Genomic DNA, 15,160 nt, shown 5'->3' with positions numbered 1-15,160 from the left:
TCAAGGCAAGGCCCCGACCTCCCCGCTCATCCAACCTCGACAAATCGTCTCGATTCGATGAACGGAGTTACCAGGGCCTCACGCTCATTTACCGCAGAACTCAGTTACCGCTCGAGTTCAGCGCTTCGGTCAGTGCAGCTTCCACTTCACTGGCGCTTACGCGTAACGGCTTGTCTGCATCACGGCGACGCTTACGCTCGCTGTGATAAGCCAGACCGGTACCAGCCGGGATCAGACGACCCACGACCACGTTTTCTTTCAGGCCACGCAGGTAATCGCGCTTGCCGGTTACCGCCGCCTCGGTCAATACGCGAGTGGTCTCCTGGAAGGAGGCCGCCGAGATGAACGATTCGGTGGACAACGACGCCTTGGTGATACCCAGCAGAACGCGAGTGAATTTGGAGACAAATTTGTCGTCCGCGCCCAAACGCTCGTTCTCTACCAGTACGTGAGTCAGTTCCATCTGGTCGCCCTTGATGAAACTGGAATCGCCGGATTCAGCGATCTCAACTTTACGCAGCATCTGACGCAGGATCGTCTCGATGTGCTTATCGTTGATCTTCACGCCTTGCAGACGGTAAACGTCCTGGATCTCGTTAACGATGTACTTGGCCAGCGCGCTTACACCCAGCAGACGCAGGATGTCATGTGGATCGCTCGGGCCATCGGAGATAACTTCGCCGCGGTTTACCTGTTCGCCTTCGAAGACGTTCAGGTGACGCCACTTCGGAATCAGCTCCTCATACGGATCGCTACCGTCATTCGGGGTGATAACCAGACGGCGCTTGCCCTTGGTCTCTTTACCGAATGCGATGGTGCCGCTGACTTCAGCCAGAATCGACGCTTCTTTCGGACGACGAGCTTCGAACAAGTCGGCAACACGCGGCAGACCACCGGTGATGTCTCGGGTTTTCGAAGTCTCTTGCGGGATACGAGCGATAACGTCACCGATCGCGATCTTCGCACCATCCGCAACACCGACCAGGGCGTTGGCTGGCAGGAAGTACTGAGCGATTACGTCAGTGCCTGGCAGCAACAGATCCTTGCCGTTGTCATCAACCATCTTCACAGCAGGACGAATATCTTTACCTGCAGCCGGACGGTCTTTGGCGTCGAGTACTTCAATGTTCGTCATACCGGTCAATTCGTCTGTTTGACGTTTGATCGTGATGCCTTCTTCCATGCCCACGTAGGTCACGGTACCTTTCATTTCGGTAACGATTGGGTGAGTGTGAGGATCCCACTTGGCCACGATTGCGCCAGCGTCGACCTTGTCACCTTCTTTAACCGAAATCACAGCACCGTATGGCAGCTTGTAACGCTCGCGCTCACGACCGAAGTCGTCAGCGATGGCCAGCTCACCGGAACGGGACACAGCTACCAGGCAACCATCCACTCGCTCAACGTGCTTCAGGTTGTGCAGACGGACGGTACCGCCATTCTTCACCTGAACGCTGTCAGCTGCGGAGGTCCGACTTGCCGCACCACCGATGTGGAACGTACGCATCGTCAGCTGGGTACCCGGCTCACCGATAGACTGGGCAGCGATAACGCCGACCGCTTCACCGATGTTCACCTGGTGACCACGAGCCAAGTCACGGCCGTAGCACTTGGCGCAAATGCCGTAGCGGGTTTCGCAACTGATCGGCGAACGCACGATCACTTCGTCGATGCTGTTCAGCTCGATGAACTCGACCCACTTCTCGTCTACCAGAGTGCCGGCAGGAACGATAACGTCCTCGGTACCTGGCTTGAATACGTCACGGGCGATAACACGACCCAATACGCGCTCACCCAACGGCTCTACAACGTCACCGCCTTCAATGTGCGGAGTCATCAGCAGACCGTGCTCGGTGCCGCAATCGATCTCGGTTACAACCAGATCTTGTGCTACGTCTACCAGACGACGAGTCAGGTAACCGGAGTTAGCGGTTTTCAACGCGGTATCCGCCAGACCTTTACGAGCACCGTGAGTGGAGATGAAGTACTGAAGTACGCTCAAACCTTCACGGAAGTTCGCTGTAATCGGCGTTTCGATGATGGAACCGTCAGGCTTGGCCATCAGGCCACGCATACCGGCGAGCTGACGGATCTGCGCAGCAGAACCCCGTGCGCCCGAGTCGGCCATCATGTACATCGAGTTGAAGGATTCCTGGTCGACTTCGACGCCATGACGGTCGATGACTTTCTCTTTCGAGAGGTTGGCCATCATCGCCTTGGAAACTTCGTCGTTCGCCTTGGACCAAAGGTCGATCACTTTGTTGTACTTCTCGCCCTGAGTTACCAGGCCCGAGGCGTACTGACTTTCGATCTCTTTCACTTCATCAGTAGCAGCATTGATGATGCGGGCTTTTTCATCCGGGATAACGAAGTCGTTAACACCGATGGAAACGCCGGAAATGGTCGAATAGGCAAAACCGGTGTACATCAACTGGTCAGCGAAGATCACGGTCTCTTTCAGACCAACCACGCGGTAGCACTGGTTGATCAGCTTGGAGATCGCCTTTTTCTTCATCGGCAGGTTGACGACGTCGTATGACAGACCTTTTGGCACAACCTGGAACAACAGCGCACGACCAACAGTGGTGTCGACGATACGGGTGTTGCTTACGCTGCCGCCATCACGGTCGTTGACGGTTTCGTTGATCCGCACTTTGACTTTCGCGTGCAGTGCCGCTTCGCCAGCACGGAACACACGGTCAACTTCCTGCAGATCCGCGAACACACGACCTTCGCCCTTGGCGTTGATCGCTTCACGAGTCATGTAGTACAGACCCAATACAACGTCCTGCGAAGGAACGATGATTGGCTCACCGTTGGCTGGCGACAGAATGTTGTTGGTCGACATCATCAACGCACGCGCTTCCAGCTGGGCTTCCAGCGTCAGCGGTACGTGCACGGCCATTTGGTCGCCGTCGAAGTCGGCGTTGTACGCGGCGCAGACCAGCGGGTGCAGCTGAATAGCCTTACCTTCGATCAGTACCGGTTCAAACGCCTGGATACCCAGACGGTGAAGGGTCGGTGCACGGTTGAGGAGCACTGGGTGTTCGCGAATTACTTCAGCGAGAACATCCCAAACTTCCGGCAGCTCGCGCTCGACCATCTTCTTGGCAGCTTTGATGGTGGTCGCGAGACCACGCATTTCCAGCTTGCCGAAAATGAACGGCTTGAACAGCTCGAGAGCCATTTTCTTCGGCAGACCGCACTGGTGCAGACGCAAGGTCGGACCTACGGTAATTACCGAACGACCGGAGTAGTCAACACGCTTACCGAGCAAGTTCTGACGGAAACGACCTTGCTTACCCTTGATCATGTCAGCCAGGGATTTCAGAGGACGTTTGTTGGAACCAGTGATAGCGCGGCCACGACGACCGTTGTCGAGCAGTGCGTCGACGGCTTCCTGCAACATACGCTTTTCGTTGCGCACGATGATGTCCGGAGCGGACAGATCCAGCAGGCGCTTCAAACGGTTGTTACGGTTGATCACTCGACGATACAAATCGTTGAGGTCGGAAGTCGCGAAACGACCGCCATCCAGCGGGACCAGTGGACGCAGATCTGGCGGCAGAACCGGCAGAACGGTCAGCACCATCCACTCTGGCAGGTTGCCGGAACCCTGGAAGGCTTCCATCAACTTCAGACGCTTGGACAGCTTCTTGATTTTGGTTTCGGAGTTGGTTTGCGGAATTTCTTCACGCAGACGGCCAATCTCGTGCTCCAGATCGATAGCGTGCAACAGTTCGCGGACAGCTTCGGCACCCATGCGGGCATCGAAATCGTCGCCGAACTCTTCCAGCGCTTCGAAGTACTGCTCGTCGTTCAGCAGCTGACCTTTTTCAAGGGTGGTCATGCCTGGATCGATAACGACATAGCTCTCGAAATAGAGAACGCGTTCGATATCACGCAGGGTCATGTCCATCAGCAAGCCGATACGGGACGGCAGAGATTTCAGGAACCAGATATGAGCAACCGGCGAGGCCAGTTCGATGTGCGCCATGCGCTCACGACGAACTTTTGCCAGCGCAACTTCAACGCCGCACTTCTCGCAGATCACACCACGGTGCTTCAAGCGCTTGTACTTACCGCACAGGCACTCGTAATCCTTTACCGGGCCAAAGATCTTGGCGCAGAACAGACCGTCACGCTCAGGTTTGAACGTACGGTAGTTAATGGTTTCCGGCTTTTTAACTTCACCGAACGACCACGAACGGATCATCTCAGGCGATGCCAGTCCGATACGGATGGCGTCGAACTCTTCGACTTGACCCTGGTTTTTCAGCAAATTCAGTAGGTCTTTCAAGGCCTTTCCTCCTGGCGGAGCAGAGAGCGGGCAATCCTGCCCCGCTCTCGATTCGCGTCACGTGTTATTCGGTTTCCAGATCGATATCGATGCCGAGGGAACGAATTTCCTTGATCAACACGTTGAAGGACTCGGGCATGCCCGGCTCCATACGGTGATCGCCATCCACGATGTTTTTGTACATCTTGGTCCGGCCGTTCACATCGTCCGACTTCACTGTGAGCATTTCTTGCAGAGTGTATGCAGCACCGTATGCTTCCAGTGCCCAGACCTCCATCTCCCCGAAACGTTGACCACCGAACTGCGCCTTACCACCCAGCGGCTGCTGGGTAACCAGGCTGTACGAACCGGTAGAACGAGCGTGCATCTTGTCGTCTACCAAGTGGTTCAGCTTCAGCATGTACATGTAGCCAACGGTAACCGGACGCTCGAACTTGTTGCCGGTACGGCCGTCGGTCAGCTGCATCTGGCCGCTTTCTGGCAGGTCTGCCAGTTTCAGCATGGCCTTGATTTCGCTTTCCTTGGCACCGTCGAACACCGGAGTGGCCATCGGTACGCCGCCGCGCAGGTTTTGAGCCAGATCCAGGATTTCCTGGTCCGAAAAGTCATCGAGGCTTTCCTGACGACCGCCGATCTCGTTGTAGATCTCGTGCAGGAACTTACGCAGCTCGGCAACTTTACGCTGCTCTTCAATCATGCGATTGATCTTCTCGCCCAGACCTTTGGCCGCGAGGCCCAGGTGGGTTTCGAGGATCTGACCAACGTTCATACGCGAAGGTACGCCCAGCGGGTTGAGAACGACGTCGACCGGGGTGCCATTGGCATCGTGCGGCATGTCTTCAACCGGCATGATCACGGAGACCACACCTTTGTTACCGTGACGACCGGCCATCTTGTCGCCCGGCTGGATGCGGCGACGGATTGCCAGGTAAACCTTGACGATTTTCAGCACGCCTGGAGCCAGGTCATCGCCCTGCTGCAGCTTGCGCTTCTTGTCTTCGAACTTGTCGTCCAGCAGACGGCGACGATCAACGATGTAGGCCTGAGCCTTCTCGAGCTGCTCGTTCAGAGCATCTTCAGCCATGCGCAGTTTGAACCACTGGCCGTGCTCAAGACCGTCGAGTACTTCGTCGGTGATGTCCTGGCCTTTCTTCAGACCGGCGCCGCCTTCGGCTTTATGGCCGACCAGAGCGGAACGCAGACGTTCGAAAGTAGCACCTTCAACGATACGGAACTCTTCGTTCAGATCCTTGCGGATCTCGTCGAGCTGGGACTTCTCGATCGACAGGGCACGTGCATCACGCTCAACGCCGTCGCGGGTGAAGACCTGTACGTCAATGACTGTACCTTTGGTACCGGTAGGTACGCGCAGGGAAGTGTCTTTAACGTCGCTGGCTTTTTCACCGAAGATCGCACGCAACAGCTTCTCTTCCGGAGTCAGCTGGGTCTCGCCTTTCGGAGTGACCTTACCAACCAGGATGTCGCCTGCGCCAACTTCAGCACCTACGTAAACGATACCGGCTTCGTCCAGTTTGTTCAGTGCCGCTTCACCCACGTTCGGGATGTCGGCAGTGATTTCCTCTGGCCCAAGCTTGGTGTCACGCGCCACACAGGTCAGTTCCTGAATGTGGATCGTGGTGAAACGGTCTTCCTGAACCACACGCTCGGACAGGCAGATGGAGTCTTCGAAGTTGTAACCGTTCCAGGCCATGAACGCGATGCGCATGTTCTGACCCAAAGCCAGCTCACCCATATCGGTGGACGGGCCGTCAGCCATGATGTCACTGCGCTGAACCCGATCACCTTTACGCACCAGCGGACGCTGGTTGATGCAGGTGTTCTGGTTGGAGCGGGTGTATTTGGTCAGGTTGTAGATGTCGACACCAGCTTCACCGGTTTCAACTTCATCATCAGCAACACGAACCACGATACGACTGGCATCAACGGAGTCGATCACGCCGCCACGACGAGCCACGACGCAAACGCCGGAGTCACGAGCTACGTTACGCTCCATGCCGGTACCGACCAGCGGCTTATCTGCGCGCAGGGTTGGTACAGCTTGACGCTGCATGTTCGAACCCATCAACGCACGGTTGGCGTCGTCGTGCTCGAGGAACGGGATCAGAGACGCTGCAACCGAAACTACCTGCTTCGGCGATACGTCCATCAAGGTGACATCTTCCGGCGCCTTGACGGTGAACTCGTTCAAGTGACGAACAGCCACCAACTCATCGATCAGCATTTTTTTGTCGTTCATCGTGGCCGAAGCCTGAGCGATCACGTGATCAGCTTCTTCGATGGCGGACAGGAACACGATCTCGTCGGTTACCAGTGCGTCTTTCACTACACGGTACGGGCTCTCGAGGAAGCCGTACTGGTTAGTGCGCGCATAGGCCGCCAGGGAGTTGATCAGACCGATGTTCGGACCTTCCGGCGTTTCGATCGGGCAAACACGACCGTAGTGCGTCGGGTGTACGTCACGAACTTCAAAGCCAGCACGCTCACGAGTCAAACCACCAGGGCCGAGTGCAGAGACACGACGCTTGTGGGTGATTTCGGACAGCGGGTTGTTCTGGTCCATGAACTGGGAAAGCTGACTGGAACCGAAGAACTCTTTCACCGCCGCAGCCACTGGCTTGGCGTTGATCAAGTCTTGCGGCATCAGGCCTTCACTTTCAGCCATCGACAGACGCTCTTTGACCGCACGTTCAACACGTACAAGGCCAACGCGGAACTGGTTCTCGGCCATTTCGCCTACGCAGCGAACACGACGGTTACCCAGGTGGTCGATGTCATCGACGATGCCTTTACCGTTACGGATGTCGACCAGAGTCTTCAGTACCGCGACAATGTCTTCCTTGCACAGCACGCCCGAACCTTCGATTTCGGTACGACCGATACGACGGTTGAACTTCATCCGGCCGACCGCAGACAGGTCATAGCGCTCAGGGCTGAAGAACAGGTTGTTGAACAGGGTTTCGGCAGCGTCTTTGGTTGGCGGCTCGCCAGGACGCATCATGCGATAGATCTCGACCAGCGCTTCCAATTGGTTGCTGGTGGAGTCGATCTTCAGCGTGTCGGAGACGAACGGACCGCAGTCGATATCGTTTGTGTACAGAGTCTCGATGCGAACAACCTGAGCCTTGGCGATTTTCGCCAGGATTTCGGTGTTCAGCTCAGTGTTGCACTCTGCCAGGATTTCGCCGGTTGCCGGATGCACGATGACCTTGGCGGTGGTGCGACCCAGGACATAGTCCAGAGGCACTTCCAGCTCTTTGATCCCTGCTTTTTCCAACTGGTTGATGTGGCGAGCGGTGATACGACGACCCTGCTCGACAATAACCTTGCCCTTGTCATCCAGGATATCCAGGACTGCGATTTCACCACGCAGGCGCTGAGGCACCAGTTCCAGGCTCAGGTTTTCGCCTTTCACATGGAATACGTTGGTGGTGTAAAACGCGTCCAGCACTTCTTCGGTGGTATAGCCGAGCGCGCGCAGCAGTACCGATGCAGGAAGCTTGCGACGACGGTCGATACGCACGAATACGCAGTCTTTCGGGTCGAACTCGAAGTCCAGCCACGAACCGCGGTAAGGAATGATACGCGCGGAGTACAGCAGTTTACCGGAGCTGTGCGTCTTGCCACGGTCGTGGTCGAAGAACACGCCAGGGGAACGGTGCAGCTGGGAAACGATTACACGCTCGGTACCGTTGATTACGAAGGTACCGTTCTCAGTCATCAGGGGGATTTCACCCATGTAGACTTCTTGCTCTTTGATGTCCTTGATCGCTTTGTTCGACGATTCTTTGTCGAAAATGATCAGGCGCACTTTTACCCGCAAAGGTACGGCGTAAGTTACACCGCGCAATACGCATTCTTTGACATCAAATGCCGGTTCGCCCAGGCGATAACCGACGTACTCCAGCGCAGCATTGCCGGAGTAGCTGATGATCGGGAAAACGGATTTGAAGGCCGCATGCAGGCCCACGTCGCGGAACTGATCTTTAGTCGCTCCCGCTTGCAAGAATTCACGATACGAATCCAGCTGGATGGCCAGGAGGTAAGGCACATCCATGACGTCCGGCAACTTGCTAAAGTCCTTGCGGATACGTTTTTTCTCAGTATATGAGTAAGCCATCAGCGTTCCCCAGCTTGGTCACCTGCTTGTTTGGCCCCTCCCGACGGGAGCAGCCAGAAAATCGTGCAAACCCCATGGTTTGCGCCACCGCATCGGGTGGTTACAGCTCGTTATCGGCACCGACCCAGTCGGCTGACAATAACGGAAAAAGGCCGGTGGCAAGAGCCACCAGCCATCAGCCTTTCGCTTAACGCTCGGGCTGGAGACGCAAAGTCGATGCTTATTTCAGCTCGACTTTAGCGCCTGCTTCTTCCAGAGTTGCTTTGGCTTTGTCAGCTGCGTCTTTGGCAACAGCTTCCAGAACCATGGCAGGAGCGCCATCAACTACAGCCTTGGCTTCTTTCAGGCCCAGACCGGTCAGTTCACGTACTGCCTTGATCACGTTAACTTTCTTCTCGCCAGCTTCGGTCAGCATGACGTTGAATTCAGTTTGCTCTTCAACAACAGCGGCAGCAGCAGCTGGACCAGCCGATGCAGCAGCAGCGGTAACACCGAATTTTTCTTCGAAAGCTTTGATCAGCTCAACAACCTGGATAACCGACATTTCAGCTACGGCGTTGAGGATATCGTCTTGAGAGATAGACATGAATCTAATTCCTGATTTGGGGACGGCCTACGCGACCATCGAAAAAAACAAAAAACGCGAGAAGTTGACGAGCCTTAGGCTGCAACAGCTTCTTTCTGGTCGCGAATTGCCGCCAGAGTACGAGCCAATTTGCTGGTAGCGCCTTGAATCACGCTCATCAGCTGAGAAATTGCTTCGTCACGGGTCGGCAGGGTTGCCAGTACGTCGATTTGGTTAGCTGCGAGGAACTTGCCCTCGAACGCAGCTGCCTTGATCTCGAACTTGTCCTGACCTTTAGCGAACTCTTTGAACAAACGGGCAGCAGCGCCAGGATGTTGGGTGGAGAACGCAATCAAGGTCGGGCCGGTGAACACGTCATTGAGAACACTGTATTCAGTGTCAGCAACAGCGCGCTTGAGCAGAGTGTTACGTACAACACGTACGTAAACGCCAGCTTCACGAGCCTCTTTACGGAGTCCGGTCATAGCGCCTACTGTCACACCACGGGCATCAGCCACGACAGCGGACAGGGCAGCTTTGGCAGCCTCGTTGACTTCAGCGACGATGGCCTTCTTGTCTTCGAGATTAATTGCCACGGGTTTAACTCCTGCTTGTTACCGTTTCATCTGGCCGGAGCCGGATGTCGTTTTGGTGTCTGATTCGGTAAGGAACCGGGAGCACCATCTGCGTAGGCTTGAGGTTTAAGACTTTCGTCGCCTACGGTCTTGGATAGCCCCCGCCAGGCAGGGACCCCAATTTTTCAATTGGCGCAATCGCTTGCGCCAATTTGTGTCTTACGCGTCGAGCGAGCTCTGATCGATAACCAGACCTGGGCCCATAGTGGTGCTCAGGGTAACGCGCTTGACGTAAATGCCTTTCGAAGAAGCTGGCTTGATACGCTTAAGATCGGCGATCAGGGCTTCAACGTTTTCCTTCAGCTTGACGGCGTCGAAGCCAATCTTGCCAACGGAAGTGTGAATGATGCCGTTTTTGTCGGTGCGATAACGGACCTGACCAGCCTTGGCGTTTTTAACCGCGGTAGCTACGTCTGGAGTTACGGTGCCGACTTTAGGGTTAGGCATCAGACCGCGTGGACCGAGGATCTGACCCAGTTGACCTACAACGCGCATGGCATCCGGGGATGCGATCACTACGTCGTAGTTCAGGTCGCCGCCTTTCATTTCGGCAGCCAGGTCATCCATACCTACGCGATCAGCGCCGGCAGCCAGCGCAGCTTCAGCAGCTGGACCCTGGGTGAACACAGCAACGCGAACGGTCTTGCCAGTGCCGTGTGGCAGCACAGTAGCGCTACGAACAACCTGGTCGGATTTACGCGGGTCAACACCCAGGTTTACAGCAACGTCGAACGACTCGCTGAACTTGACAGTCGACAGCTCGGCCAGCAATGCTGCGGCGTCTACAAAGTTGTAGGCCTTGCCTGCTTCGATTTTGCCGGCGATAGCCTTTTGACGCTTGGTCAGCTTAGCCATTACACACCCTCCACGTTAAGGCCCATGCTACGAGCAGAACCGGCGATAGTACGCACGGCTGCATCCATATCAGCTGCAGTCAGATCCGCGTTTTTGGTTTTCGCGATCTCTTCCAGCTGAGCACGGGTAACGGTGCCAACCTTAACGGTGTTCGGACGAGCGGAACCGCTAGTCAGACCGGCCGCCTTCTTCAGCAGAACCGAAGCAGGGGTCGATTTGGTTTCGAACGTGAAGCTACGGTCGCTGTAGACAGTGATGATCACTGGAGTCGGCAGACCTGGCTCAAGACCCTGAGTACGGGCGTTGAAAGCCTTGCAGAATTCCATGATGTTCACGCCGTGCTGACCCAGTGCAGGACCAACAGGTGGGCTTGGGTTAGCCTGAGCGGCCTTCACTTGCAGCTTGATGTAAGCGGTAATTTTCTTGGCCATGAGGCACTCCAATTACGGGTTCAAACGCCTCGAAAGGCTCCCCGGTTACTTGCGCGTTTATCCCAGTGACGACAAAACCCCACAGCCTAGGGCTGCGGGGTTGGGATGCTTTCTCAGCTAGACCTTCTCGACCTGACTGAACTCCAACTCTACCGGAGTAGAGCGACCGAAAATGAGCACCGCGACCTGGATCCGGCTCTTTTCGTAGTTAACTTCTTCGACCGTCCCAGTGAAATCGGCAAACGGACCGTCATTGACACGCACCGACTCACCTGGCTCGAACAACGTCTTCGGCTTTGGCTTGTCGCTACCATCAGCGACGCGACGCAGAATTGCTTCCGCCTCTTTATCAGTAATCGGCGCAGGCTTATCGGCAGTACCGCCAATGAAGCCCATCACCCGAGGAGTATCCTTGACCAAGTGCCAAGTACCCTCGTTCATATCCATCTGTACCAGCACGTAACCTGGGAAGAACTTGCGCTCGCTTTTGCGTTTCTGGCCATTACGCATTTCAACCACTTCTTCAGTGGGAACCAGAATTTCGCCGAAGCCATCTTCCATGCCAGCCAGCTTTACGCGCTCGACGAGCGAGCGCATTACATGCTTCTCGTAACCGGAGTAAGCATGCACAACATACCAACGCTTAGCCACGGGACACCCTTAGCCGACAATCAAGGAAACAAGCCAGCCTAGCAGGGAATCAAGCCCCCACAACAGCAACGCCATAACCAAAACAACAGCCACAACGATCAACGTGGTCTGCGTAGTTTCTTGGCGAGTTGGCCATACGACTTTACGAATTTCGGTGCGTGCTTCCTTTACCAGTACGAAGAAAGACTTGCCCTTAACTGTCTGCAGGCCTACAAAGGCAGCTACAGCAGCAATGACCAGCAATGCGAGTACGCGGTACAGGATCGGCGAAGCAGAATAATACTGATTGCCAACAACGCCAACAACCACCAAAGCGACTACTACTAGCCACTTGAGCAGATCGAAGCGAGAGCCTTGAGCTTCAGCTTTAGGAGTCATCTATGAAGATCCTGTGAAAAGAAAGCCAGATACACCGCGTGAATCTGGCAGGTCAGGAGGGAATCGAACCCCCAACCTACGGTTTTGGAGACCGTCGCTCTGCCAATTGAGCTACTGACCTAGAACAAAATCAGGCCGACCATTATGCCGACCCGAAAAAGACTTTACAACAACTGACTTGGGCTACGACATCAGCGCCGGCGACACGACCGCCCTCACCGACTACAGAACGCAACCACAACCCCTTAAAACAAAGGCAGATATTTTCATATCTGCCTTGTTATATGGAGCTCTTGAGCGGATTTGAACCGCTGACCTCACCCTTACCAAGGGTGTGCTCTACCAACTGAGCTACAAGAGCGCAACACGGTGCAAGACCCGTAAACTTGGAGCGGGTAGCGGGAATCGAACCCGCATCATCAGCTTGGAAGGCTGAGGTTCTACCACTAAACTATACCCGCGAGCTTACAGCTCTCGCTTAAAATGGTGGAGGGGGAAGGATTCGAACCTTCGAAGTCGTAGACGTCAGATTTACAGTCTGATCCCTTTGGCCGCTCGGGAACCCCTCCTAAGCGAGCCGGCATTCTATATCATGCCGGCCTTCTGTCAAGCATTTTCTCATTAAAAACCTGAGGTTAGCTGCGTTGACCTCGCTTCACACTGCCGACCGTTTTAGGTCTTCACTGTGGAGCGGGCGCCATTCTATGCAAACTATTCAGCGGGTGCAACCCCCTCGCAAGGCATTATTTTATGTTTTAACTCATTGAATTCTTTAGAAAGGTTTTGCAACTGCAAATCATCCAGCCAGCGCCGGCTTTCCGGGGCGACACGCACCCAGTATCCGGCTGACTCGCCCCCTCCCTTTGGGAGCTCCTGAAATTTGACATCCATGCCGCTCAACCTACGCCCCAACCCCTGAGCGATCTCTTGACGATTAAAACCGCCTAAATATAGACATCCCACATCCGCCTGGGCTGGCCTCCCCTTATCCTTGGCTGCATCCGTTGCTTCACTCAGAAGGCGTATGTCCTGCTGGGATCCTCGATACAAACTCAAGGGCGTTACATCCTTCGCACGCAGAGGAGCCTCTTGTTGGTGCCAGATGTAATAAAACACATTGAGAACAAGCAGCAGCAAAAACAACCAACGCATAAGTACCTCAGGACAAAGGACACGCCATAGCCAAGCCTACAAATACCAGATCCGGAACCACTCGGGCCCCAGGTACGATTTCGGAGACCAGAGCTGCGTCCCCACCAGTGAGGAACACCGCAAAATCTTCCCCCCAGTAGCTACGCGCCAATTCCAGCTGAGTCAGCACAAACCCTCGAAGCATCAGCAGGCAGCCACGCTCGACTGCCTCAACAGTCGTACGACCCGGCATGAGACTCTCCAGCGCTCGCTCAGCCGCAAGATCGCCGTAACGGATTTTACGGGTATGAGTACGAAGCTGGTTACGCATCAACGACATTCCAGGGCATATGAAGCCACCGAGATGATCACCATTCCTGGCGACGAAGTCCGCAGTAACGGCCGTACCAAAATCCAGCACAAGACATGCGCCCGCAGCAAGATGGAACCCTCCGAGTAGCGCAAGCCAGCGATCAAGACCTAGCCGCTCGAACTCCTCATAACCATTGCGAACACCGGACATTTCCCGCGTCGGCGATGCACACATTACCGACACATCAAATGACTCCTTCAGGAGGGAAATCAGCACACTGGTTTCTTCGGCAGTCCTAACACTAACCAATCGACAGAATTTGAGAGAGAGCCCCTCGAAACTCTTCAAGCCCACCATCAATGCATTGTCCGAATCTACAATGCCCTCCCCCACAACCTGCCGGACATTCGCATCGAGCACGCGCCATTTGATAAAGCTATTTCCGCAGTCGAGCTCAAGAATCATTGCGCAACCTCAGGCTCAGCTCACCGCCGCTGAAGACTTTCTCCACACCATCTACCCTCAAGCGCAGGGCGCCCTGACTATCGATCCCCAGCACTTCGCCATCTATCCGGTTAACACCGGCGATTAACGACACGGCGCGCCCCTGCCACAGATGGTTCTGTTCCCACTCAGACTGGACAGCTGAGAACCCGCCGACTTGGTGACGAGCCAAATACTTCTGCAACATCACTCCAAGCTCTGCAACCAGTTGATTGCGATCAAACATCTTGCCCGACTCAAGCCGCATCGAAGTCCACTGCTGATCGACCTCTTCAGTCATCTGCATGTTTACATTAATTCCGACACCCAGCACCACGTGACACACATCGGCAGGATCTCCCACCAATTCCAGCAGTATCCCAGCGATTTTCTTCTGTCCCACCAGGACGTCGTTGGGCCATTTCAATCCAACCTCTGGAACACCTTGCTCGCGCAAGGCCTGCATGACAGCGAGCCCAACAACAAGACTCAAACCTTCAAGCTGACGCATCCCACCATCAATGCGCAGTACCAGGCTGTAATATATGTTCTCCGCAAATGGACTTACCCACTTCCGCCCGCGTCGCCCACGACCCGCGGTCTGTCGCTCTGCAAGCACCAGAAAGGGCGCAGCATGTTGCCGCTCTATGAGACGCAGTGCTTCAGCATTCGTAGAGTCAATCGAGTCGGAAACCAGTGCAGGCCAGGCACAAGATGGTGCCAGGTGTTCTATCTCCGCAGGGTCTAGCAGCTTCAACGGCGAAGCCAGCTGATAACCGCGACCTCGAACTTTATGAATGGACAGCCCCAGCTCAGCCTCCAAATGCTTAAGCTGCTTCCACACCGCACTGCGACTAACACCCAAGGCAGCACCCAGCGCCTGGCCCGAATGGAATCGGCCATCCTTAAGAAGCTTTAACAACGTCAGCATGCAAGTCTCGCCTCACCATGAGGCCCGCATGATAGCCACGCCCGGGGCAGTTGCATAGAAACCCGAGGAGACAGATTTTCCTGCGGACAAAACAAAACCCCAACTGCTTTCGCAATTGGGGTTTCGGAATTTAATCTTGACGATGACCTACTCTCACATGGGGAAACCCCACACTACCATCGGCGATGCATCGTTTCACTACTGAGTTCGGGATGGGATCAGGTGGTTCCAAGGCTCTATGGTCGTCAAGAAATTCGGGTACTGAAGCGTCTTTCAACGTTTCAGCAAATTGGGTATGTAATAGATTTGTGTGTTGCTCTTGAACTTTCGGTTCATTGCGTCTTCACAC

At 55.0% G+C, this 15,160-nt stretch carries 11 protein-coding genes, 4 tRNA genes and 1 rRNA gene; all 16 read right to left on the bottom strand.

The genetic code is table 11. The annotated features are described in order from the left end of the window. Positions 1-100: 100 nt before the first annotated feature. On the bottom strand, positions 101-4,300 hold the full coding sequence (rpoC, locus tag KUF73_RS13765) for a DNA-directed RNA polymerase subunit beta' (protein ID WP_218438569.1): 4,200 nt from the start codon (positions 4,298-4,300) through the stop codon (positions 101-103). A gap of 64 nt (positions 4,301-4,364) precedes the next feature. Further along, entirely contained in the window at positions 4,365-8,438 is a 4,074-nt protein-coding gene (gene rpoB / locus KUF73_RS13760) for a DNA-directed RNA polymerase subunit beta (protein ID WP_218438568.1), read from the bottom strand. Positions 8,439-8,658: 220 nt separating this feature from the next. Next, on the bottom strand, positions 8,659-9,024 hold the full coding sequence (gene rplL, locus KUF73_RS13755) for a 50S ribosomal protein L7/L12 (protein ID WP_218438567.1): 366 nt from the start codon (positions 9,022-9,024) through the stop codon (positions 8,659-8,661). Positions 9,025-9,098: 74 nt separating this feature from the next. Then, complete coding sequence (gene rplJ, locus KUF73_RS13750) at positions 9,099-9,599, bottom strand: 50S ribosomal protein L10 (RefSeq protein WP_218438566.1); 501 nt, start codon at positions 9,597-9,599, stop codon at positions 9,099-9,101. 198 nt (positions 9,600-9,797) lie between these two features. Continuing rightward, positions 9,798-10,493 carry a 50S ribosomal protein L1 gene (rplA, locus tag KUF73_RS13745; RefSeq protein WP_003186095.1) on the bottom strand — a complete coding sequence of 232 codons (696 nt, stop codon included), beginning with the start codon at positions 10,491-10,493 and terminating at the stop codon, positions 9,798-9,800. Continuing rightward, a complete protein-coding gene (rplK, locus tag KUF73_RS13740; RefSeq protein WP_003176435.1) occupies positions 10,493-10,924 on the bottom strand; it encodes a 50S ribosomal protein L11 in 432 nt (143 codons plus the stop codon). The genes rplA and rplK overlap by 1 nt, the downstream gene beginning before the upstream one ends. Before the next feature lie 117 nt (positions 10,925-11,041). Then, positions 11,042-11,575, bottom strand: a complete 534-nt coding sequence (gene nusG / locus KUF73_RS13735) for a transcription termination/antitermination protein NusG (RefSeq protein WP_007896622.1) — start codon at positions 11,573-11,575, stop codon at positions 11,042-11,044. Positions 11,576-11,584: 9 nt separating this feature from the next. Further along, complete coding sequence (gene secE / locus KUF73_RS13730) at positions 11,585-11,953, bottom strand: preprotein translocase subunit SecE (RefSeq protein WP_007896620.1); 369 nt, start codon at positions 11,951-11,953, stop codon at positions 11,585-11,587. A 45-nt stretch (positions 11,954-11,998) separates the two neighbouring features. Next, a tRNA-Trp gene (locus tag KUF73_RS13725) sits at positions 11,999-12,074 on the bottom strand. 164 nt (positions 12,075-12,238) lie between these two features. Further along, a tRNA-Thr gene (locus KUF73_RS13720) sits at positions 12,239-12,314 on the bottom strand. 26 nt (positions 12,315-12,340) lie between these two features. Further along, positions 12,341-12,414, bottom strand: a tRNA-Gly gene (locus KUF73_RS13715). 23 nt (positions 12,415-12,437) lie between these two features. Then, positions 12,438-12,522: transfer RNA gene (locus KUF73_RS13710), tRNA-Tyr, on the bottom strand. A gap of 142 nt (positions 12,523-12,664) precedes the next feature. Beyond that, positions 12,665-13,105, bottom strand: coding sequence for a hypothetical protein (locus tag KUF73_RS13705; protein WP_218438565.1), 441 nt, complete (start codon positions 13,103-13,105; stop codon positions 12,665-12,667). A 7-nt stretch (positions 13,106-13,112) separates the two neighbouring features. Then, complete coding sequence (locus KUF73_RS13700) at positions 13,113-13,862, bottom strand: pantothenate kinase (protein WP_218438564.1); 750 nt, start codon at positions 13,860-13,862, stop codon at positions 13,113-13,115. Then, the gene (birA, locus tag KUF73_RS13695; protein WP_218438563.1) at positions 13,852-14,811 is read right to left on the bottom strand and encodes a bifunctional biotin--[acetyl-CoA-carboxylase] ligase/biotin operon repressor BirA; all 960 of its coding nucleotides are present in this window, start codon (positions 14,809-14,811) and stop codon (positions 13,852-13,854) included. The genes KUF73_RS13700 and birA overlap by 11 nt, the downstream gene beginning before the upstream one ends. A gap of 134 nt (positions 14,812-14,945) precedes the next feature. Continuing rightward, positions 14,946-15,061 (bottom strand): 5S ribosomal RNA (rrf, locus tag KUF73_RS13690). Positions 15,062-15,160: the final 99 nt, after the last annotated feature.

The organism is Pseudomonas sp. PD9R (assembly GCF_019200975.1).
Taxonomy (GTDB): Bacteria; Pseudomonadota; Gammaproteobacteria; order Pseudomonadales; family Pseudomonadaceae; genus Aquipseudomonas.
This window is presented reverse-complemented; position numbering and strand designations above follow the sequence as displayed.

Excerpts from the sequence above, each read along its gene's own strand:
- rpoB (WP_218438568.1), bottom strand. The coding sequence starts at position 8,438 with ATGGCTTACTCATATACTGAGAAAAAACGTATCCGCAAGGACTTTAGC.
- rplL (WP_218438567.1), bottom strand. The coding sequence starts at position 9,024 with ATGTCTATCTCTCAAGACGATATCCTCAACGCCGTAGCTGAAATGTCG.
- rplA (WP_003186095.1), bottom strand. The coding sequence starts at position 10,493 with ATGGCTAAGCTGACCAAGCGTCAAAAGGCTATCGCCGGCAAAATCGAA.
- rplK (WP_003176435.1), bottom strand. The coding sequence starts at position 10,924 with ATGGCCAAGAAAATTACCGCTTACATCAAGCTGCAAGTGAAGGCCGCT.
- secE (WP_007896620.1), bottom strand. The coding sequence starts at position 11,953 with ATGACTCCTAAAGCTGAAGCTCAAGGCTCTCGCTTCGATCTGCTCAAG.
- KUF73_RS13705 (WP_218438565.1), bottom strand. The coding sequence starts at position 13,105 with ATGCGTTGGTTGTTTTTGCTGCTGCTTGTTCTCAATGTGTTTTATTAC.
- KUF73_RS13700 (WP_218438564.1), bottom strand. The coding sequence starts at position 13,862 with ATGATTCTTGAGCTCGACTGCGGAAATAGCTTTATCAAATGGCGCGTG.
- birA (WP_218438563.1), bottom strand. The coding sequence starts at position 14,811 with ATGCTGACGTTGTTAAAGCTTCTTAAGGATGGCCGATTCCATTCGGGC.